The sequence below is a fragment of the Psychrobacter immobilis genome (assembly GCF_904846235.1).
In the GTDB taxonomy this organism is placed as follows: domain Bacteria; phylum Pseudomonadota; class Gammaproteobacteria; order Pseudomonadales; family Moraxellaceae; genus Psychrobacter; species Psychrobacter immobilis_C.
Genome location: NZ_CAJGZN010000018.1, coordinates 12,765 through 38,995 on the forward strand (window position 1 = coordinate 12,765; position 26,231 = coordinate 38,995).

Genomic DNA, 26,231 nt, shown 5'->3' on the forward strand with positions numbered 1-26,231 from the left:
CTTAATTAGTTTATTTCGCTCGATTGGACAAGATGACCCCAATGGTACTGAGTACGATGCCGCATATCATAATGACTGATAGAGACTCATTGAGTATCAGCGTAGCCAGTATAGCGGTTAATCCTGGGGATAAAGATCCAAGTAATAAGGTACGAATGGAGCCCAGCTGTTTGACTGCATAAGAAAACGCAATGGTTGATACTACCCCTACACCAAGTCCTTGTACTAGGATAAATGGAAACGCTTCATCAAAAGATACAGAACCTATATTGGTCTCTACGATACCAGACAGAACCATCACTAATGTCAGAAAGAACGAGGTATAAGAGAGCACGATAGCAATAGCTATTGGACTCAATTTGGTGCTTTTTAACCCTAAGGTATAACCCGCCCAAATCAGGCTTGCCATCAACAATAACCCCACACCGTACAGAAGACTATTAGGTATTGACTGTGCACGCCCGCCAATCATAGTAGCGATACCAAAGAGAATAAGGATCAATGCGGCAAATTTCTTCAATGATATTCGTTGACGATAAAAAATAAAAGACAATATTGCGGCAAAGAAGACTGGCGTACCTGTCAAAATAGTACCAACATAAGCTGCTGGTACCGTACTTGCACCAAAAGCGGCCAATAAAAGAAAAGGCACGCCGCCAAGTAAAACAAACATGATATCTGGCAGTCTGATGTTTTTGACTTCATGCCAACTAGAGAGTACCCAAGGAGTCAATAAGACCAGCGGAACACTGAAGCGAATGAGCATGACATCCGCAATAGTGAGCGACGAGGCACTAACCGCTCGCACAGTCAACGCAAAGCCTGACCAAATCAATAAGACGACGCTCATCGCCACATAGCCTTTGGTTAGTGGCGACATTATAAACAAAGGATTTTTGCGCGATGAGGGGTGGAATATCGTATTCATAGTCGTGTCTTATGCTGGTATACAAAGACCAATTATCAATTAAAATATGCGCTTTTATCTCTATTTATTCATTGCAATTTTACAAATATTTGGTGGATAATGCTAAATAAATCAAAATTCTTGGCTTAAAAAGCCAAAAGGTAAATTATGGACAAAATCGATCGCCATATCTTGGAAGTGCTCCAAAAAGAAGCGCGCTTATCTACAGCCGAACTGTCCGAACGTATAGGGCTGTCGCCTTCTCCTTGCGCGCGACGCCTAAAGCGTTTGGAAGATGAAGGCTATATAGAGAACTATCAAGCAAACGTAAACAAAGCCAAAGTGGGTATTGCGATGAGTTTTTTTGTGGAGGTCAGTCTCAACAGCCACCAAGAAGAATCTATCGCAGCCTTCGAACGTGCCCTTTCCAATATGGACGAGGTGATTAATGGACATGTGGTATCGGGTTCTTATGATTATTTGTTAGAAGTGGTAAGCCCCAATCTCGATGGTTATGAGCGGTTCACCCGTAAGCTACACAAGCTTGCTAGCGTAAAAGACATACATACTCATCTATCGGTGAGAAAGGTAATCAATAAGACGACTCTACCTATTTTTGTGTGAGATTCTTTTGTACCGATTAGGAGAACAATGTCTCACTCGATCATTCGTGAGTGGCAAGACCCATAATGAGTTCATTTGAATTTGATAGAATATGGCTATGATAAAGAAGTGTCTGATGATAAGACGTGGGTTTTTAGGCGGGATAAGGCGGATCAGAGGTAGATTGAATAATTAAGCCAGCATAATAATTTACCATACTTCAGGTTGGAGGTAAGGGCTTAATTAACTACTGTAATCGTATGATGCCAAGCAATATAAATGAGGAAGATAAAAATGAGATTGAAAAATACGCCCGTAATTTCACTAACATTTTTAATGTTTTTGTGTGCCACTAATGCATTAGCCATTCAACAATTAGAAGATATGGATCAGGCAGTGATAGATGCTGAACAGGCATTGTTAGCGATAGAGGATAGTGAAAGTTCTCCTTGGTTTTTTGTAGGGCATTCTGTCTCGGGTTTTGATTACTATCTTAATATAGATACTATCAAAAAATATAGTCAGTACGAGCCCTTACGTTATAAACATGGCGGTCTAGATTTTGCGGAAACACATACAAAAGCGTGGTGGCGTGTTGTAAGAACTAACGGGGACTATGACCAAATTCAAACTAAATTCAAACTAAATTCTATTGCTCAAAAAGTTCTGCTATCAATGTGTCGGGCATTATGTATTCAAAAGATGGTATTTATCAAGGAGACTTGAAATTCAGTAGCTTTGTTGAACCCATTATACCTGATACTGTACATGCGGATATATCGAAAACAGTATGTGAACTTTCCTAGGTAATACTCCACCTTTATATAAATTTAAAGTAAAGATCTTGACGAACAGCTAAAATATTCTGAGTTAAAAACCTATAATACAACATCTAGATGATCTAAATTTACTAAGTTTAATTTCTCTAAAAACAGTGTTTTAGTATATAAAAACCCCGACAAGCCATAGCCTATCGGGGTTTTATTTTGAATAATTCAAATAATACTTTCACAGTTACCATATTAAATCACACAAAAAAGCCCTGCTATCTTTCGATAACAGAGCTTTTAATAGTCAAATAGACTTTATGACAAAATCATACTTTTAGCGAAAAGCGATTTGCCGAGGAAGATAAGCGAAAATAGTACTTGTTGTACATTGAGCGTATCTGACAAAGATAAATCGCTTTGCAGCAGAAGTAAAATTACATCATGCCGCCCATTCCACCCATACCGCCCATTCCAGCACCGCCGCCCATAGCAGCCATACTATCGTCACCTTGCGGTAAGTCAGTAATCATAACTTCAGTCGTTAGCATTAAGCCTGCAACAGATGCAGCGTTTTCTAGTGCTGAACGAGCAACTTTAGCTGGATCAAGAATACCCATCTCTAGCATATCGCCATATTCGCCAGTCGCTGCGTTGTAACCGTAGTTACCACTGCCACTCTTCACTTCGTTAACCACAACTGAAGCTTCTTCGCCAGCATTGGTTACGATTTGACGTAGTGGTGCTTCCATCGCGCGACGTAGGATGTTCATACCAGCGTTCTGATCGTCGTTATCACCGCGTAGTTCAGATAATGCATTCATCGCACGAACTAAGGCAACACCGCCGCCAGGTACAACGCCTTCTTCAACCGCTGCACGAGTTGCATGTAGCGCATCGTCAACACGGTCTTTCTTCTCTTTCATTTCAGTTTCAGTCGCTGCGCCAACTTTGATAACTGCTACGCCGCCTGCTAATTTAGCAACACGCTCTTGTAGCTTTTCTTTGTCATAGTCAGAAGTAGACTCTTCGATTTGACGGTTGATAGACTCAACACGGTTTTCGATGTCAGCTTTGTTGCCAGCGCCATCAACGATAACGGTGTTTTCTTTACCAACAGTCACTTTCTTAGCAGTACCAAGTTGCTCTAGAGTAGCAGTCTCTAAGCTTAGGCCAATCTCTTCAGAGATTACAGTACCGCCAGTTAGCGTTGCGATGTCTTCAAGCATTGCTTTACGACGATCACCGAAACCTGGTGCTTTAACGGCACAAGTTTTCAAGCCGCCACGCATATTGTTTACAACTAGTGTTGCTAATGCTTCGTTTTCTACATCTTCAGCGATGATTAGTAACGGCTTGCTCTGCTGCATTACTTGCTCAAGTAATGGCACGATCTCACGAATGTTGCTGATTTTTTTGTCAACCAACAAGATATATGGGTTTTCAAATTCAGCAGTTAGGCTGTCTTGCTTGTTTGCAAAGTATGGGCTGATATAACCACGGTCAAACTGCATACCTTCTACAACTTCTAGGGTATCTTCGAAGCTTGAACCTTCTTCAACAGTGATAACGCCTTGCTTACCAACTTTTTCCATCGCTTGCGAGATCAGCTCACCGATTTTGGTGTCTGAGTTTGCAGAGATAGAACCAACTTGAGCGATTGCCTTGTGATCGTCAGCTGGCGTTGATAGTTTATGGATTTCTTTAACCGCTTCACGTACCGCTTTATCGATACCGCGCTTAAGATCCATTGGGTTCATACCAGCAGCAACTGACTTCATGCCTTCTTGTAGGATTGACTGAGCCAATACAGTCGCAGTGGTTGTACCATCACCAGCGACATCGTTAGTGCGACTAGCGACTTCACGTACCAACTGTGCACCCATGTTTTCGAATTTGTTCTCTAGCTCGATTTCTTTGGCAACGGATACACCATCTTTAGTGATGGTAGGTGCGCCAAATGATTTGTCTATAACAACGTTACGACCTTTAGGGCCTAATGTTACACGTACTGCGTTTGCTAGAACGTTTACGCCGTCCATCATTTGTTTACGGGCATCAATGCCGAATTTTACGTCTTTTGCCATGTTAAATTACTCCACTATTATAAGTATGAGAATACAATTGATTGATTTGATAGTTGCTTATCAAAAGCGATTATTAGAAACTGCTATCAAAATGTGCTGAGTATAAAATAATACTCAAAAGGACTAGCCTTCTAGCACACCCAATACATCAGACTCTTTCATAATCAATAGTTCTTCACCGTCAACCTTTACGGTTTGACCAGCATATTGACCGAACAAAACTTTGTCGCCAGCTTTTACATCTAACGCACGAGTTTCACCGTTGTCACGAACTTGACCATTACCAACTGCAAGCACTTCACCTTGTGAAGGTTTCTCTTGTGCTGAACCAGGAAGCAAGATACCACCAGCTGTCTTTGTTTCTTCTTCTATGCGGCGGACGACAATACGGTCATGTAAAGGACGAATGTTCATCGATATGACTCCAAAAGTTAGTTAATAAAATTAAGGGTTTATTTGAATTAATGGTCTCAATACCAGTATCTATAGGGAACACTGCCAAAAACAACGCTTTATAGATAAGCCTTGAGCTTGTAACAAAAAGTGGGGGCAAGGTGAGTTCGGTTCAAGTGTAAAGCCCAAAAATTTACAAGATTATTTTGCAAAAATTGATCAACCGACGTTTCATATAAATGAATGAGGTTTAGTAAAGCCAAGATGCTACTCAAATAAGGAACAAGAAGTAGAAATATTTAAAATATTAGCGAGCTGAATTTATATTTTGGCCAATGCCAAATCAATTATAGAAACATTTGCTACAAGCTCTACACGAAGCGGTATGACACCATGCTTGAAAATGTAACAGCGTATGACCATTATAGGTCTGGTAAACATAATAAGAACGAACGAAAAAAATTGCTATAACGGCAATAAATTAATGAAGGGGTATCTATGAATTTTTCATCAATGCACAAAAAGTCATCAAGCGACAATGTTGATAATGCTAATAACGCAAAACGCAGTCCATCTAAATTTTTGTCTGCCTTAGTAACAGGCATCAGTATCTCTACCGTTGGAGCTTTGAGTATGACCGCACCTACCCTTGCCAGCGCAAAAACTGTTCAACCATCGTCTGCCGATTATAGTTTTACCGTTGAGGACAAATACAAAGGCACAGCAACTCGTACGCTAAGCAAATCTGGTAATACGTGGAAATATAACGTTAAGGCTCGCGTCGCTGGTGTGGCTAGCGCCTCGCAAAACAGTACTTTTACGATTAATGGCAACAACGTCAGTCCCACGCAGGCAAGCACCACTTACAAACTACTTGGCATGGGTCGCACGCATAAACTAGACTTCAACCCAAGCAGCAAAAAAGTCACCAGTAACTATAAGGGCAAGTCGACGACTATGAACATGTCGCAACAAGCCTTTGATGATTTGAGCCTTGAGGTACAGATTCGTCAGGATTTATTAAACGGTAAATTCTCTGGTAACTACTACATGGCGAAAAAAGACAAAATCGAGAAGACGCCATTTAAAAAATCAGGCAGCACTAAGATTACCGTACCAGCGGGTACCTTTGATACAGTACGTGTTGACCGCATCCACGATGACGATAGCCGCTCTACCAGCTTTTGGTTAGCCCCAAGCTTGGACTATATGCCAGTTAAAGTTAGTCAAATTAACGATGGTAAGAAAATGGATTTAGAATTAACTAAGATTAACTAATCCACTTATCTTTAAAGTTATAAACAAAAAAGCGGCGCCCCAGATGGAGTGCCGCTTTTTTATGGTTTTAGATTAATGGATATAATTTATTAGGCTTTAGATAACTTCAATTATTGACGAGGTTTCTTCACAACGTTGTTCATCGAAGGCAGGCGTTTAAGCAGAATAAATAGCCAAACATTGATAGCAAGCAATAGTAAGAAGTCCGTTAAGTATACGGCGATTTCTGCCCAACTACTGCCATATATACGAGTAAACAGCACCACGCCACTCGCACCCAAATATACCAAGGTAAACATACTGCTAATTAATAATGCATAAGGGGAACGACCGCGCAATATCCATGGCGTCAGAATCAATGCTGGCACTAGCCATAATGCCTGCCAAGCAATACCGCCAACGATATCAGGGCTACTAGGATTAAAGATACTAATAAAGATAGGCAATCCGAGCAGTCTATAAACGAGCCAAATTAACCAAGTAACCTTCAAGCGCTGTGCAATAGGTGCGATAGGCTTCACCGTTTTAAGAGGCTTTGTATTAGAGCGGGTTGTGGCCATTAGATATTTTGATTTCCTAAATGAATAATATACTGCTGAATGTGAATAAGTAGAGCTTGATTATAACCACTTGCTTATAATCAAGTGATTATAGGCATTCAATCATAGACTTTGAGACTCAGACGCTTCTAGACAGCAGGTTTATAAAAGTTGCTTATCTGCCCCAATTAGCCTGTGCTAATGCAGCCGCCGTAATCGCTAAACGGCGACCCTGCGCAATACCCAAATCTCGCTCGTCAGCAGATATTGGCTGATCATGTGATGCTCCGCTGACATGGCTAGCACCGTAAGGCGTACCACCGCGATGAGTGCGGTTCAATGCTGGCTCTGCATAGGGCACACCTACTATGACCATACCGTGATGCATCAGCGGCAACATCATCGTCAACAGTGTCGTTTCTTGGCCACCATGCATGGAACCTGTCGCCGTAAACACCGAGGCTGGTTTGTTTTGTAGGTTCCCTGCCAGCCATAAGGTCACGGTATTATCCCAAAAATACTTCATAGGTGCGGCCATATTACCAAAGTGCGTTGGGCTACCAAGCGCTAGACCGCTACAGTCTTTTAGATCATCCATCGTACAGTACAAGTCGCCTTCATCAGGTATCGCAGGCTTACTTGATGTGGTTTCAGGTGCCACTGTCGGTACCGTACGGATACGCGCGGTCATGCCAGCATCTTCAATACCTTGAGCGATAGCATATGCTAATGTCTTAGTCGTACCATAATTAGAATAATAAAGCACCAAAACATAAGGGTCGGTCTGACTCATTAGCAAAGCTTCCTTATAAAAACGTCAGTCATACTGGCCAGCAAAGATGCGGCGAAATATACGACTAACTGGCATTGTAGAATATGTGCACATTATGCCCGAGTCATTCACTGTCATGCAAATAACCATGATTGATAACCTGACTTATATTGTATCTGATGCGCTAGGTAGTGCATTTTGACACAATTAAACCGCAGATGATAACCGTTCATTTTTGTTACACTATTGTCACTCTTACTTTTGCTTAATGGTCGACATGGAAAAATTATCTCAAAAACTCCCGTTTTTACAACAGCGCTGGTTTCAGTTTTTACGGTTTTTGACTCGGCATTTTTTTGAAGATAATTGCCAGCAAAAGGCGGCTTCACTGACGTACACCACTATGCTGTCGATCGTGCCTGTATTAACGGTATTACTGATGATTTTGTCATCCGTACCAGCACTCGCATCGGTTAGAGCGCAGATTTATGATGTCATCTATAGCAATCTATTGCCACAATCCAGCCTGCAAGTTAGTGAGTACATTAATGACTTCGCCGAAAAGTCATCTAACCTAACCATTATCGGTGCCATGATTTTGTTCTTTACGACTATCATGACCTTGACCACCATTGAGCGCGCGTTTAACCAAATCTGGCGAGTAGAAGATCGCTCGGGTGGCATCAAAAGCATGCTGCGTTATTGGACCATTGTTACGTTGGGACCTTTGGTACTGGGTACCGCTTTTATCGCTTCCAGTACCGTACAGAGTCTGAGCTTTCTCAATCGTCAAATTGCAGGCTACGGTATCGACTGGAGCTTTTGGGTACAAATGGCATCGATTGGTATTACGATGGCGGGCTTTATCGGTATGTACTGGTTTATTCCAAAGGCACGCGTACCGGCAAAAAATGCAGCCATCGCTGGCGTGTTTGTGGCTATTGTCTTTGAATTAATGAAGCATCTGTTTGGTACAGTGATGGCTAACTTTACCAGCTATGAAGCGATTTACGGTGCTTTTGCCGCACTGCCTATCTTTCTACTATGGATTTATCTGTCGTGGAATTTGATTTTATTAGGCGTTGAGATCAGCTATACCTTGACGATTTTTGAGACGGAAGAAGTCTACCCTCGTCACCCGTTACTCAGCTTGCTAGATATGTTGAACTTGGTTTATACCCACCACTTAAAAGGTGAAGCCGTTAGCGAACAGGCGCTGCGCAATGTCTTAGGTCGCAAAGAGCTGCCGAAATGGTATACCTATATCAACTACCTGCAAGACAGCAATCTGATTACCATGACAGATGATGATGACTACGTGCTCAAAAGAGACCTGAGTAGGATGACGTTATGGGACTTTTATCGTACCTTGCCCTACCCACTTCCTATCAAAGACGAGCTGGATGAGATGAAATTGGAAGGTCAAAAGCCTTGGCTAAGTTTATTGGTAAAACGCTTTGAAAACACCGAAGCGTATGCCAAACAGCAACTGCATCTGCCGCTAAATGCTATCTTTGCCAATAGTGAGCCTCGTAAACAATCTAATAATAAGCATAGCGATGACCGTAAACTATTTAGAAAAACCTCTGCCGCCACTGAAAACGTACAACGACATGATAATCTAGATAGACATAATGAGAATATTTATAACGGTAATGATTCAAATATTGAAGCCTCACCGCACCTAGAGCCTATGGCTTATGATAAAGACAGTGATATTGAGTATGACGATCACGACAATGAAGCCATCATACCTCTAGGGACTAGTGAGAGTCATGCTGAGACAAATATGAGCAGACGTACGCACAAAAACGCTATTATTACAGAAGCAGATAACCCTAAGGCTCATCGCAGTGAATAAAAATGATGGAGACAGCATCTGGACACGTACGATCAATGCAAGTCAAAACAGACTTAAGCAGTTCACTAAGTTGTGGTCAATACAAACGCTGACTGACTTGCCTGATCGCTTAAATAATTTGTGGCAGTGGCTGATTGGCTCTTATTGGTTTATCCCAACCGCTTGTGTCATCGTCGGTATTTTACTTGCTCCTTTGCTAGTCGCAATTGATCAGCATTTTGATCGTGAAACGGTAAAAGAGATCTCCTTTGCTTTTACTGGTGATGACGAGGCGGCGCGCGCTATTATGACCGCCATTGCTGGTGCCGTATTGGGCGTAGCCGGTACGACGTTTTCAATTACAATCGCCGTCCTGTCGATGGCTTCTTCACAATTTGGTCCAAGACTACTACGTAACTTTTTGACCGACACTCCAAACCAGTTTGTCCTTGGCGCTTTTATCGGTACATTTAGCTATAGCTTACTGGTATTGAAGTCTATGCATAAGTCTGACGTGGCTTTTGGTGTGCCGCAATTGGCAGTAACTTTTGCTATTATCATGGCGATTATCTGTGCGCTGCTTTTAGTTTATTTTGTACAGCATATGGTACATGCTATTCAAGCGTCACACGTCATTCAAAATGCTAGCAACGATGCGATTGCAAACATTTACTATTGGTATAACGATCGATGTGATATTCAACATCAACGCGATGCTGAGCACCATGATATCGAGCAGTTCCAAAACTGGCCTGCTATGCCGATTTATTCACCAAATTCAGGTTATTTACAGCAGATTTATCTTGAGTCATTGATTGCGCTGTCACAGGATTATGGTGGCGTGGTACAGATGCATGTCAACCTCGGTAATTACGTCACTGACAAAAACGTCATTGGCTACTTTTATCAGCGACCTGAATCTCATCCAAATAACCAACAGAAGACAGCAACCCCGCATCTGGCAGTGATACCGCGAGCGCCTGATGGACTGTTTTGGCAACGTCTTGCAAATTGCCTGCGACTTGAGCAACGATTGGCGCACTCTAACGACATTGCATATAGCTTAGGTCAAATGACGGAAATTGCTGTACGCGCACTATCCCCTGGTATCAATGATCCAAAGACTGCGGTCAATTGCGTCCAGTCTCTAACCAGCTGTCTGAGTATCATGATGCGGCGTCAGCCACCAAGCCCTTATCATTTTCACATACCGCAATCAGAGACTAACGATAGCTCTGAAAATACTATCAAACAGAAGCGACTGGCCATATTGGCACTAGTCACTCATATCCCAAAGATTTCTGATTTTATCAATGTATCACTTGGTGAGATACGTCGTTATGCAGCTGCTGACCTAATGGTCTTAAAAGCACTATGTCAGGCAATGGTCAATCTGAACTATGCACGGGTAAACAGCGCGCAGCAGCAAACGCTATTACATGAATTGCATCTGATTCAGCGCGCCGGAGAAGAGAATTTAAATTATCAAGAGTTGGTCGATGATTTGGTCGCTATGTGCGAACAAGCCAAGCAGTTTATTCTTGATAAGGATGCGCAGCACAAGCATTTTAATTACGTGAGTAATTTTGAAGCCGATATTCGTCAAGCGTTACAGACACAGTCTAGTTAATGACATGACCAATTAACTGTTTAAATAAATAACCGTACCAGCCTTTATAAATACATCACTTATAAACACAACCCCTATAGCTAGCAACACTTATAACGTCCCTATAAGCCCTGTGCTTTAGATACTTTTTATATTTATACGAGACCTACTTTTTATGGCATCTGCAACCAGCCTTACTATCCTAGAAATCAGCGCCATATTTTTGTCGATTACCGCTTCATTAACTTATATCAATCACCGCTTTATTGGTTTGCCGACCACTATCGGTGTCATGGTCATCTCTATCTTACTGTCAATCGGTGCGATATTTTTAGGCTTCTTAGGGTTTGATCAGCTGATCGATTACGAAGTCAGTTTATTGGAGCAGCTTGATTTTACCGAAGTACTCTTAGACGGCATGCTATCGATGTTGCTATTTGCAGGCGCATTACACATCAATATTGGTGACTTGAGACGCTACAAGCTACCTATCGGCATCCTTGCAGGACTTGGTACGATCATATCGGCGATGCTCATTGCGACCGCAATTTACTTTATGTTGCCGCTCTTCGGTTTCGGCCTGCCGTTTCTCTGGTGTCTGTTATTTGGGGCGCTTATCTCCCCTACCGATCCTATTGCCGTCATGGGTATTTTGTCGTCAGCAGGCGCTCCAAAGAGTATCGAGACTGTCATCGCTGGCGAGTCATTGTTCAATGATGGTATCGGCGTGGTCATCTTCGTTTTATTGCTAGGGATTTTATCTAGCGGTGATATTCCTACTGCCAACTATGTCGCACATACATTAGCGGTTGAAGCTGGTGGTGGCGTTGTTTTCGGACTGGTACTTGGTGCGATTTTGTACTACTTGCTCAAAAGCATTGATAGCTATCAAGAAGAGGTGCTATTGACATTAGCAGGTGTCATCGGTGGCTACGCGCTGGCCAGTCATTGGCATTTATCAGGGCCACTCGCCATGGTCATGATGGGTCTAATGGTTGGTAATCGTGGTCGCGAGCTAGCCATGAGTGATAAGACACGGCACTATATTGATTTGTTCTGGGAATTGATTGATGAGATTTTAAATGCCATTTTGTTTGTGCTCATCGGTCTAGAAGTGGTGATGATTGCTTATTCAGGCAATTTATTTATTGCTAGTGGTTCGACGATTTTGATTGCGCTGATTGCTCGATTTATCGTGGTAGGCATGACGACCAAAACCTTTCACCGTCAGCTTGATTTACCTACGGGCGCGTGGAAGGTCCTGACATGGGGCGGCTTACGCGGTGGTATCTCAGTCGCGTTAGTATTACAGTTACCGATCGGAGCTGAACGAGAGATTCTATTGGCACTCACTTATGCAGTGGTGATTTTCTCTATCTTAGTACAAGGTCTAAGCGTCGGTAAAGTCGCTAAAAGCATTCGTACGGATGAAAAAACAGTAGACGTATAAACTAAAAATATAGCAGGCACAAAAAATCCAGCATAAGATACTTGTCTTATGCTGGATTTTTTAACTTAAATTTAAACGTTATATCAAGCCCTTTCGTTTCATATTACGATAAACCACGATAATAATAAGCAGATTAGAAACCAATATCCCAAGCTTAAACCAGTCAAACGGGCTAACGATCAGATAGTAAATTTCTATAGGAATAAATACCCCGTAGCCCAGCACCCCAAACCAATACGCCCATGTTTTGTCATGCCATAAGCCATAAGCTTCGAGGAAGCGCAAACTGGCATAAGCGAATATCAATAATAAAAACATCGGCCAGTTTTTACTTGCTTGCTGAGCAATACGTACGGCACTATCGATTTGCGGGGCAAGCAGATGACCGAAACTGCGCTGCCAAGTAACCGTTGCGGTCGTTAGCCAATGCTCAAGATTGGTATGCCACCACCATAATGCCCCTGCTCCTAGTAACGCACCAATCCCTTTGACTACCTCATAAATGGCCACTGCTTTGATAGACTCACTCGCCGTACTGCGCGATTTTTCTTGCTGACCATTCATAGTAACCCCTTTATCCTTCGAGGATGGCGGCAGACGGTCATCCTGTCGGGGCAAATTAGCCAAAGAATGTCTCCACAACACGTCCTTGCAACTGCTGATTGAAAAACGGCGTGTTCTTACCATTCGATAGCATCGATTGCGCGGTTACTTGCCACTCAAGGTTAGGATCGACTAATACTGCACCGCCAATCGCTTCGTACTGATCACTAATACCTGCGATTTTTGCAGGATTTAGGCAGATTTTATCTACTAATTGCGAGAGTGTTAAGACATCGTCATTTACCAGCTGACAAGCCAGCGCCATAAACGTATCGAAGTTTGAGATACCTGGCGTACTCTCAGCGAATGGTGCTTTTTTGGCCGTACTATTCAGTGGTTCGTGATGACTACAGATGGCATCAATAGTGCCATCTTTTAATCCGCGGCGGATTGCCTGCTGATCAGTATTACTACGCAGTGGTGGTAACACATATGCCTGAGCATTAAAGCCTTCAAGATTGTCATCAGTTAGATAAAGCTGATGCATTGCAACGTCGCAAGTCACTGGCAAGCCTTTATCTTTTGCCCAGCGCATGAGCTCGATAGAAGACTTACATGATAACTGACTAAAATGAGCAGCGATTCCGGTCTCTTCAACCATCAGTAGCTGCGTAGACAATGCAACCGTTTCCGCAATCCAAGGAATCCCTTGCAGACCATGATAAGAAGCAATATAGCCCTCATGTGCCACGCCATCTCCAGACAGACTTAGCTCATCAGGATAAAAGAATACTTTCATACCAAAAGTCGCCGCGTATTCTAGTGTACGCAGCAATACTAAGTCATTGCGAAAAGGTCTACGCGCATTAGATACTGCGATACAGCCGCCCTTTTTAAGCCCTGCGATATTAGACGGTCGTTCGCCCTCTAGCCCTGTAGTCAATGCACCCAAAATATGCAAGTAAATTCCGCCATCACTCAGGGCGCGTTCACGTAAACCTTTCAAGAGTGAGCCATTTTCTAAAATAGGATTGGTATCAGGCGGCGTCACTACATGCAAAAACCCATTACCACGAGCAGCGCTGCCTTCTGATTTTAGCGTACCGTGTTGCTGTTGGCCTGGCTCACGCAAGCGCGCGCATAGATCTACCAATGGTGGTAATAACCACATCTCACGGCCAGAATCGAGTGTAGACAGTTTTTCTGTTGCAGCTTGTGGAAGCGCATCTTTAAATGCTTTTGGTAAATGGTCAAGAATGGGTGCATCAGTATTAAGCATTGTAGACATAACGTTATTACCGTATCAATAAAATGAAATAAATGAGAATAAGTCGCGCGGCAAGCTGTTACTTGCCAGCCGCTTGATGAGCACGTTGACCTTCCATCGCAAGCGACAAGACCGCCATTCGTATGGCAATACCGTTATTTACCTGCTTTAAGATCACCGATTGCGCGCCATCAGCCACACTAGAGGCAATCTCAACACCGCGGTTCATTGGCCCTGGATGCATAACTAGCGCATCAGGCTTGGCCAATGCCACTCGCTCTGGCGTGATCCCATAATGCTTATAGTATTCACTTGACGATGCCAATAGCGGCGAACCGATACGCTCATTTTGTATTCTTAATCCCATAATCACATCACAATCAGTGACACACTCATCCATATTTTCATATACTTTTACGCCAAAACGCTCAATACCTTTCGGCAATAAAGTACGCGGCGCACACACACGGATATCTGTCACACCTAGGGTTTGCAAGGCGCTAATATCAGAACGGGCAACGCGTGAGTGCTTAATATCACCAACGATTGCGATAGACAGCTCTTCAAATGGACGCGGTGCCTCACGGTGAATGGTCAACATGTCGAGCATCCCTTGCGTGGGGTGTGCATGCCAGCCATCCCCGCCATTGATGATAGCAATATCAGGAGTGACCTCTGTCGCCATAAAATGCGCGGCACCTGATGCTGAATGTCGAACTACAAAAATATCTGCGGTCATCGCCTGTAGATTCCACAAGGTATCGCGTAGACTCTCGCCTTTTTTGGTACTAGAGCGTTCGATATCGATATTGAGTACATTAGCACCCAAGCGTTTTTCTGCTACTTCAAAAGTCGTCCGGGTACGAGTCGATGGTTCAAAGAACAAATTCATGACCGTATAGCCATCTAACTCAGGACGATTGATGAGCTGCCCGTTTTCATCAAAGAAAGTCTCTGCTTTTGCGATAATAGCTTTGAGCTGTGCTTTATTAAGACCTTCAACACCCAAGAAATGCCTGATACTGCCATCGGTGTTGAGCTGCGGACGACTCAGTGAGGTATTGAGTCTTTGATGAATTGTATTGGGATCAAATTTTGCATAATCAGTCGGTGAGACTGGTTGGGTAGCGCTACTATCGAGAGAATTTGACATAATGACGAGTCTTTATTGTGGGTTTATATGAGTCTGTCGTAATCGCTTATTCATCTTTGTTCAATCATTTAGCACCGATAGGCACAGAGACGAGGACATTTTGACGCTTATTTGCTACAATTTACCGTAATCAAATTCGACCAAAACCGCCTCAGCAGACAATCAGAAAGCGTAAATAGACATGCTATATTCTCATAGAGAATAATTCTGACAAATCTATAAATGAATAACAATAGATATAGTGTAGCCGATTTTGTGGTCAGGACAAAGATACCGTATAAGCTATTTAAAAATTCACCCATTTAAGGTGTGCCAAATGCCGCCTATGGCCTGACTCTAAGACCATCCATTTTTTACTTTCCATACCCTCTATTAGGAAGCTTTATGACGACCTTAGCAGATTATCTAAACCAACATGCCTCTAGTCCTGCACTCAACGACGTAATTACCACGGTCACTAATGTTGGTAAAACCATCTCACAACTACTTAGAAAAGGTGCTCTGGCAGATATTTTAGGCGAGGCTGGCAATCAAAACGTCCAAGGCGAAGATCAGAAAAAACTAGACGTACTGGCCAATGACTTACTGCTAGATGCATTGGCAAAGAATACCCATTGTGCCGGCGTTGCATCAGAAGAGCTTGATGATGCCACCCCTGCTAATGACGATGGCAGTCTATTGGTTTTGTTTGACCCACTAGATGGCTCATCAAATATTGATATCAATATGGCAGTAGGTACGATTTTTTCTGTTCTGCCGTACGAGCGTCAAGGTCAAACCAGTGAAAACAGCGACTATCTACAGGCAGGTAACAAACAGCTAGCAGCAGGGTACTTGTTATATGGCACCTCTACGGTACTGGCGTTGACCATCGCAGATAAGGTCGTGATGTTTAGCCTAGATCCAGAAACTGAAGACTATGTGCTAATAGAAGACAACGTGCAAATCGATGCCGATACGAGCGAATATGCGATCAATAGCTCAAATTATCGCTACTGGCGCGCACCGATGCAACAGTACATCGATGAGTTAATCGCTGGCGAGACAGGCGTACGTGGACGCGATTTCAATACGCGTTGGGTCGCCGCTATGGTTGGTGACGTCCATCGTATCTTATGCCGCGGTGGTCTCTTCACTTATCCGTTTGATACCAAATACGCGCATAAAGCAGGTAAACTACGCTTGATGTATGAAGCCAATCCAATGAGCTTATTGATTGAACGCGCGGGTGGCGGTGCGACAGACGCTGTTAATCGTATCTTAGATATCGAGCCCACTGACATTCATCAGCGTGTTCCTGTGGTGCTCGGTAGCAAAAACGAAGTCAATTATGTTAGAGACTTACACGTCAATTATTCTGAAAAATAATTGATTGACGCACTTGTTAAGAACAGCCAGCAGAATGCTAAATTAATCATAGATATTTTGCTGGCTATCTAAACGACTCCTTTACTCTTCTCTAAGCGATCCACTATGGTACTAAATCCCACCGAGCTGATTACCTCAGATAAGAACACCACCGTCAAGCTTGTAAAAGCCCTATTGGCACAAGCACGTCAACGCAAAAAGCATGGTCAGACCGTCATAGAAGGCGTCCATTTGATAGATGCTGCGCTGCGTAGCGACTATCCTTTTGCCCAGATACTACTGTCTGAGTCAGCGCGTAGTCATCCTGAAGTTCAGCAAATATTGACTCGTCTGCCGACTTATACGCCTATTCTTATTTTATCCAATTCACTGTACGAGAGTATTCGTAGCTTAGGTACTGGTATCGATATCATGGCTATCATCAACGTACCAACGCCTAACTTATCAATGATTGATGAAGATTGCTTGATCTTAAATGATGTACAGGACAGCGGAAATGTCGGCACACTTTTGCGTACAGCAGCAGCCGTTGGTATTCGCAATATCCTATGTACTAGCGCAACTGCTCAGGCTTGGTCTCCAAAGACGTTACGAGCCGGTATGGGTGCACAGTTTGCCCTGACTATTTATGAAGGCTTGAGTACGCAAGATATTTTAGATCACGTAAAAGTTCCACTGTTGGCGACCAGCTCACATACAGATACTATCATTTACGATCACGATTTATCTGCGCCTGTGGCGTGGATTATGGGTCATGAAGGTCAAGGCGTTTGTGACGAGCTAATGCAATGTGCCACGCCGATAGCCTTACCGCAGCCAAATGGTCAAGAGAGCTTAAATGTCGCTATTGCAGGGTCTTTATGTCTGTACGAAACCTTGCGCCAAAGACAATACTCTTAGCGTCCATTTATAACTACAATTAAAATCTTCTCTATCAAGCAATAAAAAAACCCACTACCGATTGATAGTGGGTTTTTGTTATCTGTCTACTACTAATATAGTCAAAGAAGTCTAAAACGGATACAAGGCAGCCGACTGCAGATTGTACAAGTAGTACCTCTAAGTAGGATAACGCCGTAGCCGTTTAGTAACTCTGTGACTATACATTAAACCTTGCTAGTAAGCTCAGGTAGTGCTTCAAATAGATCTGCTTCTAGGAAGTAGTCAGCAACGCTAGCGATAGGTGCTTCTGGGTCATTATTGATAGCAACGATGACTTTAGAATCTTTCATACCAGCCAAATGCTGAATCGCGCCTGAGATACCAGCGGCGATATATAGCTGCGGTGCAACGATTTTACCCGTTTGACCGACCTGCATATCGTTTGGCACGTATCCTGCATCAACAGCCGCACGTGATGCACCAACAGCTGCGCCTAGTTTGTCAGCCAATGGCTCAATATATTTGGTGAAGTTTTCACCATTTGCCAAGGCACGACCACCAGAAACCACGATACCAGCTGAGGTCAATTCTGGACGATCAGACTTAGCCATTTCTTCGTTCACAAAACTAGCTTTACCAGTTTCTTGTACATTATCGATCGTTTCAACAGTCGCTGAACCACCTTCGCTTGCTACTGGGTCAAACGCAGTCGTACGTACGGTTAGTACCACTTTGTCTTCTGTCGTTTTTACGGTTGCCGTTGCATTACCAGCATAGATAGGACGCTCAAACGTTTGCGCATCTACCACACCTGAGATTTCTGACAGCATGCTAACGTCAAGTAACGCTGCAACGCGTGGCATAAAGTTTTTACCAGTCGTGGTCGCAGCTGCTAGGATATGGCTGTAATCACCAGCGACATCAGCAACCAATAGCGCCACATTACCCGCCAGTTGATGCTCATAGGCTGCATTGTCAGCTAATAGTACTTTTGTCACGCCTTCTGCTTTTGCTGCTTCATCAGCGACTGCTTGAGCACCACTACCTGCCACTAATACATGGATGTCATCACCGATTTGCTTAGCAGCAGCGATGGTGTTCAAAGTTGCCTTTTTTAGACTGGCATTGTCATGTTCTGCATATACCAAAATTGCCATGGTTTTAATCCTTTATTTATTCGTATTATCTATTCATGCGGTTGTTTGTGTACAAAGCTATTTGAGCGACTGTTATTCAATATGAAACAAATCAGTCAAATGGATAGCTTTGTACAGGATATGCCGTAACGAAGCGTCAAATCATTAAATGACTTTTGCTTCGTTTCTTAGCTTATCAACCAACTCATCAACTGATCCTACTGTAATACCAGCTTTGCGTTCAGCAGGTGGCACGACTTTAATGATTTCTTGCTTAGACGTCATATCAACACCGAAATCCGCTGGCGTTTTCTCATCAAGCGGCTTTTTCTTCGCTTTCATGATGTTAGGCAGTTTCGCATAACGTGGCTCATTCAAACGTAGATCAGTTGTGATGACTGCTGGCAAATCAAGGGCAACTGTTTGTAGACCGCCATCGATTTCACGCGTTACGTTGACTTTGTCGCCTTCAACCTTCACTTCTGAGGCAAACGTACCCTGACCGATACCCATCAATGCCGCTAGCATCTGACCCGTTTGGTTGTTGTCGTCATCAATCGCTTGTTTACCCAACAAGATAATATCTGTGCTTTCTGTTTCAGCGATATTTTTTAGAATCTTGGCAACTTGTAGTGGATACGGTTTTTCGTCACTCACGACTAAAATACCACGATCAGCACCCAATGCTAGGGCTGCACGAATTTGCTCTTGTGACTCTTTTGGACCGATAGACGCGACGATGATTTCATCAATGACGCCAGCTTCTTTTAGACGAACGGCTTCTTCTACTGCGATTTCGTCAAAAGGGTTAATCGACATTTTGGTGTTTGATAGATCAACGCCAGAGTTATCGGCTTTTACACGTACTTTTACGTTATAATCAATGACACGCTTGACCGCTACTAATGCTTTCATACGTTCCTCGTTTATTAATGTTATGAATTAAAAAATATCAGTTAAGAACCAAATTTCGTTGTGGTTCAAATCGTCGTTCAAAATACTACTCAAGGTTATTACTATATCAACAGATGTATAACTAATTAAGAAAAATACGCCAATATTCGAAATTATATTAGCATTGCACTTCTTACGGATAAAATCTGCTAAAGCTAAGCCAACCGTTCTTATCAGACCTATGTATCTTGCGTCAGCCTGCAGATAAGGTCAAGACAACGCCGTGAATAATGCGTCATAAATTTGTCAACACTCTATAATAAATAGTCTATAAGCGCATCATTTCACGGTTTTTATTGTTCAGTAGCTTAAAATACTCATACCCTTTATAGCACTCTAAGCCTTAGCTTTACTTAATATTTTGTTATTATTTATCTCTTTGAGGTTAACGGATAAGAATAGTTAGTTAATTAGTCAAGCTAGACCTGCGACTTACCATTCTTACTAGTACCAATCAGCAATTCACTATCACGTATATCATCAAATAATGACCGATCAGGAGTTACTTCACTATTTTTGATAACACTCATATCCCCTGTTGTTTCCATTATGACAGCAAATACCTCAGTTTTAGATTTGATACCGTTTTTACGCAGCACTTCTTGGACATCGCTAGTACTTAGGTTAGCTTCTTGCAAATTATCTGGAAAATACTCACCATGTGCCATCAATATGATAGCTTGATTGTCTATTAGCGCTTTGAGTGGCTTTATTTTACGCCTTACTACTGAGACCACGCCTTGAATCACAAACAGCACCGCAACAGCGCACAACCCTTGTAGCAGAGAGGGCTCATCAGACAATACGGTAGAGGCTAATATACTACCAATACCAACGGTCATAGCAAAATCATGACTTGATAGCTTAGAAAAGCTACGTAAACCCATGAGGCGTGTAAACAGCATCAGACCCAAATAAAAACCTACTGCGGATATAGAAATACCCAGTATCTGTTGCCAGTCAATTGAAAGCCAAGTTTCCCATTTCATCATAGAACCTTATCTATTTCATCTTTATTAAATCATTGTTTGTTATTAGCTGATGATGTTGACTGTCAAAATCAATAGCACTTTACATTAGCAACACTTTGTCATACCAAAAAAGTCCCATAAAAAAAGCAACCTGATAAGAGGTTGCTTCTTTTTAAAGTCGATACAGTATTTTTATTGTTTTAACAAACAAAGTAATCAATGCATATTGATAATCTTATTGTCATTAAGTTTACTGACAAGCAGTTAACCTAATAATAAATGAGATTAGATAGCTTCGATTTGCTCAGCTTGTGGGCCTTTTTTGCCATCACCTAAGATGAAAGACACTTTTTGGCCTTCGGCTAGAGTTTTGAAACCGTTACCTTGGATAGCGCTGTAGTGAGCGAATACGTCTTGTCCGCCGTTGTCTTGAGCGATAAAACCAAAACCTTTAGCTTCATTAAACCACTTTACAGTGCCTTCAACTTTATCTGACATAAATTTTCCTGACTCTTTAACTGTTGGCGAGACTTGTGTCATCACCGATTAATTGATATATACCCTAATATTTTCTGCTAAATGCGACGGCCAAAAATGCTAAACAATCTTAAAGAAAATTTGGATTCTTTGCCTAAAATATTTTGAGTACAGTCTGATTATAACAGTTTTCCATGGTAGGAACAGTCTAAATTGCTGATTTTTGTAAATAAATACTAACCATTGTTGCAAGCGAACATCGATAGTAATCAGTTTCATATCTTATTGATATAAAATAGTTTTTATTTATAGATATACTACAACTTCATCAGTAAATCACTAATTAAATAAGTCGACATAGATGATAGCAGGTTGGAATATTAGTTACTGCAATGGTGATGTCGGTAGCCATGCTGAACTCAATACGAGCAAACATAACGCAAAAAACACCAATGAAAATGACTGACTGTAGGCAATATATTTTGCTGGAATGACCAAATCTTTAGGAGAGTCAGGAATGCCTTTGCGCTTCAGTAGCTTGGTACCATATATCCAACCAAAGGTCGTGTATATGCCATATGCAGCAGGCACTGCGATAGCTAACGGGGTCAAATCAATAACGTATAAAATCACCACTGATATGAAGAACCATAGAGTATCTAACAATGAACTGACTTTAAAAAATTTAGATTGAGGCAGTTTACCATCGGTCTGTTTGAGCATCTCCCCTTCTATCCAAATTAAAACTGCTACCACAGCGCTAAGAGTAATATATACGAATTGCGGCGTTAGCCAGTCTGAATAAGATATTTGCACAGCATACAACCTATTATCTATAGAAAGTGAGAATGAAGCATTCACCCGATTCAATTACTTAGAAACGGATTGGAACAATGACGGATGTTAATCGCAAAGGCACTTTGGCCAATGTTAAGGTGCCTGCTTATATTGGGTAGCAATTAATGGTTTTCAACCGATAACCCTGATTCAAATAAAAGCGAAAAGCATCTATCAAATACTTTGCATAAAAAAACCCATGCTATCAAGTGATAACATGGGCTATTTAATCTAAATCAGATTTTTATCTGAATAAGACTTTCATTTGTATAAAACTTAGTTTTTGTCTTTATCGATGATTTTGTTACCACCGATCCATGGCATCATGCCACGTAGCTTAGCACCAGTGATTTCGATTTGATGATCAGCGTTGTTACGACGACGCGCAGTCATTGATGGATAGTTGGTTGCGCCTTCAGAGATGAACATCTTCGCGTATTCACCAGACTGGATGCGTTTTAGTGCATTACGCATGGCTTCACGTGACTGCTCGTTGATAACTTCAGGGCCAGTAACATATTCGCCGTATTCAGCGTTGTTACTGATTGAGTAGTTCATGTCAGCGATGCCGCCTTCATACATCAAGTCAACGATAAGCTTTAGCTCATGTAGACATTCGAAATAAGCCATTTCTGGTGCATAGCCCGCTTCTGTTAGTGTCTCAAAGCCCATTTTAACTAGCTCTACTGCACCACCACAAAGTACAGCTTGCTCACCGAATAGATCTGTTTCAGTCTCATCTTTGAACGTTGTTTCGATGATACCTGAACGACCACCACCAACGCCTGCAGCATATGATAATGCTAACTGTTTGGCTTGACCAGAAGCGTCTTGATAGATAGCGATAAGATCAGGGATACCGCCGCCTTTAGCGAACTCTGAACGTACAGTATGACCTGGTGCTTTTGGTGCAACCATGATGACATCAAGATCGCCACGTGGTACAACTTGGTTATAATGAATCGCGAAACCGTGAGCAAAAGCTAGTGTAGCGCCTTCTTTGATGTTTGGCTCGATCACATCATTATAAAGCTCTTTTTGGAACTCATCAGGCGTCAAAATCATGATAACGTCAGCAGCTTTTACCGCTTCTTCTACTTCAGCGACTTTTAGACCAGCATTTTCAGCCTTTTTCCATGAGCCTGAGTTTGCACGTAGACCAACAGTTACATCGACGTCTGAATCTTGTAGGTTAAGCGCGTGTGCATGGCCTTGTGAACCGTAACCGATAATGGCAACTTTTTTACCTTGGATAATAGATAGGTCACAATCTTTGTCATAATAAACGTTCATAAATAGAGTCCTTGTTCTCAATCATGGCTTGCCATGGATAGTAAACGCTTATGCTGTAGTCAATATAATAACTAAGATAAGCGCTTTGTTGATTAGATAAATATTGGTTTAAACTGGTTTTGATAAATAATTAAATGCTTAGAGTCTTTTCACCGCGGGCAATACCAATCACACCTGAGCGAACCACTTCCATAATACGCTCACGGCCAATCACATCGATAAAACCATCAAGTTTGGCTTTGTCGCCCACGATTTGAATCGTATATAAGTTCGAATTTACATCGACGATTTGTGCACGGAAAATATCTGCGCTACGTTTGATCTCTTCACGCACACCGCCTGTTGCACGGACTTTAATGAGCATTAATTCACGCTCAACGTGTACATTCTCCGTTAGGTTAAGCACTTTAACCACTTCAATCAATTTATGCAATTGTTTGGTGATCTGCTCAATTCTTTCAGGTGACGTAATGGTCGTAACCGTTAGACGTGAGATACTTGGGTCATCAGTAGGTGCGACGTTCAAAGTTTCGATATTGTAGCCACGTTGTGAGAACAAGCCGACTAACCGCGACAACGAACCCGCTTCGTTTTCCATCAATACCGAAATCAGATGTTGTTGTTGCATTAGGTACGCTCCCCTTTTGTTAACCACATATCACGCATGGCCTGTCCAGCGATTTGCATTGGATATACATGCTCATTACGATCGACGTAAACATCGATAAATACCAGTTTATCTTTCATAGCCATTGCTTCAGCCAATTGTGCTTCCATGGTCGCAGGGTCAGTAATTTTGATACCGACATGACCATAGCTTTCAGCCAATTTGACAAAATCTGGTAAGGAGTTCATATAAGACTGGGCATGACGACCTTCATACAGCATATCTTGCCACTGCTTCACCATACCTAGCTGCGCATTGTTAATGTTCAGAATTTTAACTGGTAAGTTATATTGCAAGCAGGTTGATAGCTCTTGGATATTCATCTGAATAGAGCCTTCACCCGTGATACAAACCACATCACGCTCAGGATTGGCAAGTTTGGCAGCCATTGCATACGGCAGACCAACCCCCATGGTACCAAGACCACCTGAATTCAGCCATTGACGTGGCTCATTGTAAGTATAGTAAAGTGCCGCAAACATCTGATGCTGACCAACGTCACTTGTGATAATAGCGTTGCTGTTAGTCACTTTATCTAGAGCTTGTACGACACTTTGTGGCTTAATGCCATTATCTGTGCTGGTGTCATAACGTAAGCCATGACGCTTACGCCACTCATTGATTTGTGACCACCAATCGAGCAATGCGTGCTGCTCTAACTGCTTGTCTTGACCAACAATCTCTAGCATGTCCGTTAAGACCGACTTCACATCACCTACGATAGGAATGTGCGCAAGAATCGTTTTTGAGATCGAAGCAGGATCGATATCGATATGAATGATGGTTGCGTTAGGGCAGAATTTTTTAACGTTGTTGGTCACACGATCATCAAAACGCGCGCCGACGGCCAAAATCACATCAGCATGGTGCATACTCATATTGGCTTCGTAAGTACCGTGCATGCCAAGCATACCTAAGAACTGACGATCAGAGCCAGGGAACGTACCAAGACCCATCAAGGTGTTGGTCACTGGTAAATTCAGACGATGTGCAAGATCTGTTAATTCTTCGTGCGCATTGCTCCAAATCACACCGCCGCCTGCATATACAACAGGACGCTGCGCTGCTAATAGCGTTTCAATGGCTTTTTTGATTTGACCGCTATGGCCTTTGAGTGACGGCTGATAAGAGCGTATAAATACTTCTTCTGGATATTCGTAAGCGAATTTTTCGCTAGGCGCAGTCATGTCTTTTGGCACATCAATGACGACAGGGCCTGGGCGACCAGTCTGGGCAATATAAAATGCCTTTTTCACAATCATTGGAATTTCGCTAGCATGGCGTACTTGAAAGCTATGCTTAACGATAGGACGTGATACACCTACCATATCTGTTTCTTGGAAAGCATCTTCACCGATTAGGCTGCTTGGTACCTGACCTGCGATTACAACCATTGGTACAGAATCCATAAAGGCAGTAGCAATAGCTGTCACGGTATTGGTCGCACCAGGGCCTGATGTGGCCAACACGACACCAGTATTACCAGTCACTCGCGAATAAGCATCGGCCATGTGGCCCGCTGCTTGCTCATGACGTACTAAGATGTGCTCAATATTTTCTTGCTGAAACAGCGCATCATAAATGTGTAAGACCGCGCCACCTGGATAGCCAAAGATGTATTCGACACCTTCGTCAGTCAGTGCTTGCACCAGCATTTCAGCGCCCGATAGCATCACAGGCTGTGCACTACCTTCTGCAAGACGTTGTTGCTTTTGTTCAAAATTTTTGGCGGCATTACCCGTTTGGGTATGTCCCGTCATGTTCGGACTTTGCGTGGTTTGCATCACTGTCATCACCTTTTTTTGCGGCGAGAATTTGCGGGACTCTATGAGCAAAAATAATTACTTACTGTCGTTATTTCTACTTATTGAATGATCGCTAATTCTTGTCCATATCAAGAATATCTGCCCAATAGGTTTAATTAAAACTGTCTCATAGGACAATACTAATCAAACATAGCAGTGTATTTTAGGTCAGCTTTGTGATGGATGTTTATCGATATACAGTGACAAGATGCGAGTGCATCTATAAAAGAAGACGCTTATTATTGAGATTTGATACTAGCAAGTACCTATTGTGACTTTATTTGTACAGATGCATCGATATACACAGGTAAAAAACTTCATAGCCAATACTAAATTATAAGATTTTTAAAACTTACAATAGGCTTTGGGGAAATCTCTTAACGGCATATTATATCGCGTTTGATACAACTGCTAAAAACACATTTAGCACATTTCAAATAATAAGTTTATCTTAGTCATTGTAGACAGATAAGTCCGGAGACAATGTATCGCTATCAATAGTGGTCGTTGTGCCACTATGCTTGCTATATCATTATCACAAAGGAAATAAAACTGCGTAAGCTACCGATAAGTAACTTGTAGTTCTCTTTCTCAAGTGCCACGGCAACATCGTAAAAGCCGCTCACTGACCAA

At 42.3% G+C, this 26,231-nt stretch carries 24 protein-coding genes; 8 read left to right on the forward strand and 16 right to left on the reverse strand.

Annotated features, from left to right (window positions below; all coding sequences use genetic code 11):
• Positions 1-10: 10 nt before the first annotated feature.
• Entirely contained in the window at positions 11-928 is a 918-nt protein-coding gene (locus tag JMX07_RS11475) for a DMT family transporter (protein WP_227684807.1), read from the reverse strand.
• A 147-nt stretch (positions 929-1,075) separates the two neighbouring features.
• Here JMX07_RS11475 and JMX07_RS11480 point away from each other — a divergent pair, with 147 nt between their 5' ends.
• Both JMX07_RS11480 and JMX07_RS11485 read left to right on the forward strand, forming a co-directional pair.
• On the forward strand, positions 1,076-1,531 hold the full coding sequence (locus JMX07_RS11480; protein ID WP_102093266.1) for an Lrp/AsnC family transcriptional regulator: 456 nt from the start codon (positions 1,076-1,078) through the stop codon (positions 1,529-1,531).
• Positions 1,532-1,804: 273 nt separating this feature from the next.
• Positions 1,805-2,236 (forward strand): hypothetical protein, encoded by a 432-nt coding sequence (locus JMX07_RS11485; RefSeq protein ID WP_201608061.1) that lies wholly within the window; start codon positions 1,805-1,807, stop codon positions 2,234-2,236.
• Between the two features lie 478 nt (positions 2,237-2,714).
• Here the strand turns inward: JMX07_RS11485 and groL are convergent, their stop codons facing one another.
• Entirely contained in the window at positions 2,715-4,364 is a 1,650-nt protein-coding gene (gene groL / locus JMX07_RS11490) for a chaperonin GroEL (protein ID WP_201608063.1), read from the reverse strand.
• Between the two features lie 123 nt (positions 4,365-4,487).
• Complete coding sequence (groES, locus tag JMX07_RS11495) at positions 4,488-4,778, reverse strand: co-chaperone GroES (protein WP_057758860.1); 291 nt, start codon at positions 4,776-4,778, stop codon at positions 4,488-4,490.
• A gap of 477 nt (positions 4,779-5,255) precedes the next feature.
• Between groES and JMX07_RS11500 the strand changes: the two genes are divergently transcribed.
• On the forward strand, positions 5,256-6,035 hold the full coding sequence (locus JMX07_RS11500) for a DUF3108 domain-containing protein (RefSeq protein ID WP_201608065.1): 780 nt from the start codon (positions 5,256-5,258) through the stop codon (positions 6,033-6,035).
• 110 nt (positions 6,036-6,145) lie between these two features.
• Here JMX07_RS11500 and JMX07_RS11505 read toward each other — a convergent pair whose 3' ends face one another.
• Both JMX07_RS11505 and wrbA read right to left on the reverse strand, forming a co-directional pair.
• Positions 6,146-6,595, reverse strand: a complete 450-nt coding sequence (locus tag JMX07_RS11505) for a hypothetical protein (RefSeq protein WP_102093271.1) — start codon at positions 6,593-6,595, stop codon at positions 6,146-6,148.
• Positions 6,596-6,749: 154 nt separating this feature from the next.
• On the reverse strand, positions 6,750-7,367 hold the full coding sequence (gene wrbA / locus JMX07_RS11510) for an NAD(P)H:quinone oxidoreductase (protein WP_057758854.1): 618 nt from the start codon (positions 7,365-7,367) through the stop codon (positions 6,750-6,752).
• Positions 7,368-7,623: 256 nt separating this feature from the next.
• On the opposite strand from wrbA, the gene JMX07_RS11515 reads away from it, so the two are divergent.
• From JMX07_RS11515 to JMX07_RS11525, 3 genes are all read left to right on the forward strand, one after another.
• Positions 7,624-9,207 carry a YihY/virulence factor BrkB family protein gene (locus JMX07_RS11515; RefSeq protein WP_201608067.1) on the forward strand — a complete coding sequence of 528 codons (1,584 nt, stop codon included), beginning with the start codon at positions 7,624-7,626 and terminating at the stop codon, positions 9,205-9,207.
• Entirely contained in the window at positions 9,200-10,816 is a 1,617-nt protein-coding gene (locus tag JMX07_RS11520) for a DUF2254 domain-containing protein (RefSeq protein WP_227684808.1), read from the forward strand. Before JMX07_RS11515 ends, JMX07_RS11520 begins: the two co-directional genes overlap by 8 nt.
• Positions 10,817-10,970: 154 nt before the next feature.
• Entirely contained in the window at positions 10,971-12,245 is a 1,275-nt protein-coding gene (locus tag JMX07_RS11525; protein WP_201608069.1) for a cation:proton antiporter, read from the forward strand.
• Between the two features lie 78 nt (positions 12,246-12,323).
• Here JMX07_RS11525 and JMX07_RS11530 read toward each other — a convergent pair whose 3' ends face one another.
• The 3 genes from JMX07_RS11530 to JMX07_RS11540 are packed head-to-tail and all read right to left on the reverse strand — an operon-like array spanning position 12,324 to position 15,208.
• A complete protein-coding gene (locus JMX07_RS11530) occupies positions 12,324-12,872 on the reverse strand; it encodes a DUF2127 domain-containing protein (protein ID WP_227684809.1) in 549 nt (182 codons plus the stop codon).
• On the reverse strand, positions 12,865-14,076 hold the full coding sequence (locus JMX07_RS11535) for a dihydroorotase (RefSeq protein ID WP_201608073.1): 1,212 nt from the start codon (positions 14,074-14,076) through the stop codon (positions 12,865-12,867). Before JMX07_RS11535 ends, JMX07_RS11530 begins: the two co-directional genes overlap by 8 nt.
• Positions 14,077-14,134: 58 nt before the next feature.
• Complete coding sequence (locus JMX07_RS11540) at positions 14,135-15,208, reverse strand: aspartate carbamoyltransferase catalytic subunit (RefSeq protein ID WP_071003207.1); 1,074 nt, start codon at positions 15,206-15,208, stop codon at positions 14,135-14,137.
• 384 nt (positions 15,209-15,592) lie between these two features.
• Between JMX07_RS11540 and JMX07_RS11545 the strand changes: the two genes are divergently transcribed.
• Positions 15,593-16,576 carry a class 1 fructose-bisphosphatase gene (locus tag JMX07_RS11545; protein ID WP_201608075.1) on the forward strand — a complete coding sequence of 328 codons (984 nt, stop codon included), beginning with the start codon at positions 15,593-15,595 and terminating at the stop codon, positions 16,574-16,576.
• Positions 16,577-16,681: 105 nt separating this feature from the next.
• Positions 16,682-17,476 carry a TrmH family RNA methyltransferase gene (locus JMX07_RS11550; RefSeq protein WP_201608077.1) on the forward strand — a complete coding sequence of 265 codons (795 nt, stop codon included), beginning with the start codon at positions 16,682-16,684 and terminating at the stop codon, positions 17,474-17,476.
• A 206-nt stretch (positions 17,477-17,682) separates the two neighbouring features.
• Here the strand turns inward: JMX07_RS11550 and JMX07_RS11555 are convergent, their stop codons facing one another.
• The 8 genes from JMX07_RS11555 to JMX07_RS11590 form a co-directional block, all read right to left on the reverse strand.
• A complete protein-coding gene (locus tag JMX07_RS11555) occupies positions 17,683-18,615 on the reverse strand; it encodes an electron transfer flavoprotein subunit alpha/FixB family protein (RefSeq protein ID WP_058025379.1) in 933 nt (310 codons plus the stop codon).
• Between the two features lie 144 nt (positions 18,616-18,759).
• A complete protein-coding gene (locus JMX07_RS11560; RefSeq protein ID WP_201608079.1) occupies positions 18,760-19,509 on the reverse strand; it encodes an electron transfer flavoprotein subunit beta/FixA family protein in 750 nt (249 codons plus the stop codon).
• 458 nt (positions 19,510-19,967) lie between these two features.
• Positions 19,968-20,540 carry a DUF421 domain-containing protein gene (locus JMX07_RS11565; RefSeq protein ID WP_227684810.1) on the reverse strand — a complete coding sequence of 191 codons (573 nt, stop codon included), beginning with the start codon at positions 20,538-20,540 and terminating at the stop codon, positions 19,968-19,970.
• A 264-nt stretch (positions 20,541-20,804) separates the two neighbouring features.
• Positions 20,805-21,017, reverse strand: coding sequence for a cold-shock protein (locus tag JMX07_RS11570; RefSeq protein WP_057758834.1), 213 nt, complete (start codon positions 21,015-21,017; stop codon positions 20,805-20,807).
• A gap of 363 nt (positions 21,018-21,380) precedes the next feature.
• The gene (locus JMX07_RS11575; RefSeq protein WP_101204855.1) at positions 21,381-21,812 is read right to left on the reverse strand and encodes a hypothetical protein; all 432 of its coding nucleotides are present in this window, start codon (positions 21,810-21,812) and stop codon (positions 21,381-21,383) included.
• Positions 21,813-22,109: 297 nt separating this feature from the next.
• Positions 22,110-23,126 (reverse strand): ketol-acid reductoisomerase, encoded by a 1,017-nt coding sequence (gene ilvC / locus JMX07_RS11580; protein ID WP_102092529.1) that lies wholly within the window; start codon positions 23,124-23,126, stop codon positions 22,110-22,112.
• 130 nt (positions 23,127-23,256) lie between these two features.
• Positions 23,257-23,754 (reverse strand): acetolactate synthase small subunit, encoded by a 498-nt coding sequence (gene ilvN, locus JMX07_RS11585; protein ID WP_057758828.1) that lies wholly within the window; start codon positions 23,752-23,754, stop codon positions 23,257-23,259.
• A complete protein-coding gene (locus tag JMX07_RS11590; RefSeq protein ID WP_197411831.1) occupies positions 23,754-25,466 on the reverse strand; it encodes an acetolactate synthase 3 large subunit in 1,713 nt (570 codons plus the stop codon). Before JMX07_RS11590 ends, ilvN begins: the two co-directional genes overlap by 1 nt.
• Positions 25,467-26,231 lie beyond the last annotated feature (765 nt).

Coding starts and splice junctions, on each gene's coding strand:
- JMX07_RS11475 (WP_227684807.1), bottom strand. CDS start 928: ATGAATACGATATTCCACCCCTCATCGCGCAAAAATCCTTTGTTTATA.
- JMX07_RS11480 (WP_102093266.1), top strand. CDS start 1,076: ATGGACAAAATCGATCGCCATATCTTGGAAGTGCTCCAAAAAGAAGCG.
- JMX07_RS11485 (WP_201608061.1), top strand. CDS start 1,805: ATGAGATTGAAAAATACGCCCGTAATTTCACTAACATTTTTAATGTTT.
- groL (WP_201608063.1), bottom strand. CDS start 4,364: ATGGCAAAAGACGTAAAATTCGGCATTGATGCCCGTAAACAAATGATG.
- groES (WP_057758860.1), bottom strand. CDS start 4,778: ATGAACATTCGTCCTTTACATGACCGTATTGTCGTCCGCCGCATAGAA.
- JMX07_RS11500 (WP_201608065.1), top strand. CDS start 5,256: ATGAATTTTTCATCAATGCACAAAAAGTCATCAAGCGACAATGTTGAT.
- JMX07_RS11505 (WP_102093271.1), bottom strand. CDS start 6,595: ATGGCCACAACCCGCTCTAATACAAAGCCTCTTAAAACGGTGAAGCCT.
- wrbA (WP_057758854.1), bottom strand. CDS start 7,367: ATGAGTCAGACCGACCCTTATGTTTTGGTGCTTTATTATTCTAATTAT.
- JMX07_RS11515 (WP_201608067.1), top strand. CDS start 7,624: ATGGAAAAATTATCTCAAAAACTCCCGTTTTTACAACAGCGCTGGTTT.
- JMX07_RS11525 (WP_201608069.1), top strand. CDS start 10,971: ATGGCATCTGCAACCAGCCTTACTATCCTAGAAATCAGCGCCATATTT.
- JMX07_RS11535 (WP_201608073.1), bottom strand. CDS start 14,076: ATGTCTACAATGCTTAATACTGATGCACCCATTCTTGACCATTTACCA.
- JMX07_RS11540 (WP_071003207.1), bottom strand. CDS start 15,208: ATGTCAAATTCTCTCGATAGTAGCGCTACCCAACCAGTCTCACCGACT.
- JMX07_RS11545 (WP_201608075.1), top strand. CDS start 15,593: ATGACGACCTTAGCAGATTATCTAAACCAACATGCCTCTAGTCCTGCA.
- JMX07_RS11550 (WP_201608077.1), top strand. CDS start 16,682: ATGGTACTAAATCCCACCGAGCTGATTACCTCAGATAAGAACACCACC.
- JMX07_RS11555 (WP_058025379.1), bottom strand. CDS start 18,615: ATGGCAATTTTGGTATATGCAGAACATGACAATGCCAGTCTAAAAAAG.
- JMX07_RS11560 (WP_201608079.1), bottom strand. CDS start 19,509: ATGAAAGCATTAGTAGCGGTCAAGCGTGTCATTGATTATAACGTAAAA.
- JMX07_RS11565 (WP_227684810.1), bottom strand. CDS start 20,540: ATGATGAAATGGGAAACTTGGCTTTCAATTGACTGGCAACAGATACTG.
- JMX07_RS11570 (WP_057758834.1), bottom strand. CDS start 21,017: ATGTCAGATAAAGTTGAAGGCACTGTAAAGTGGTTTAATGAAGCTAAA.
- ilvC (WP_102092529.1), bottom strand. CDS start 23,126: ATGAACGTTTATTATGACAAAGATTGTGACCTATCTATTATCCAAGGT.
- ilvN (WP_057758828.1), bottom strand. CDS start 23,754: ATGCAACAACAACATCTGATTTCGGTATTGATGGAAAACGAAGCGGGT.
- JMX07_RS11590 (WP_197411831.1), bottom strand. CDS start 25,466: ATGCTATCGGGCGCTGAAATGCTGGTGCAAGCACTGACTGACGAAGGT.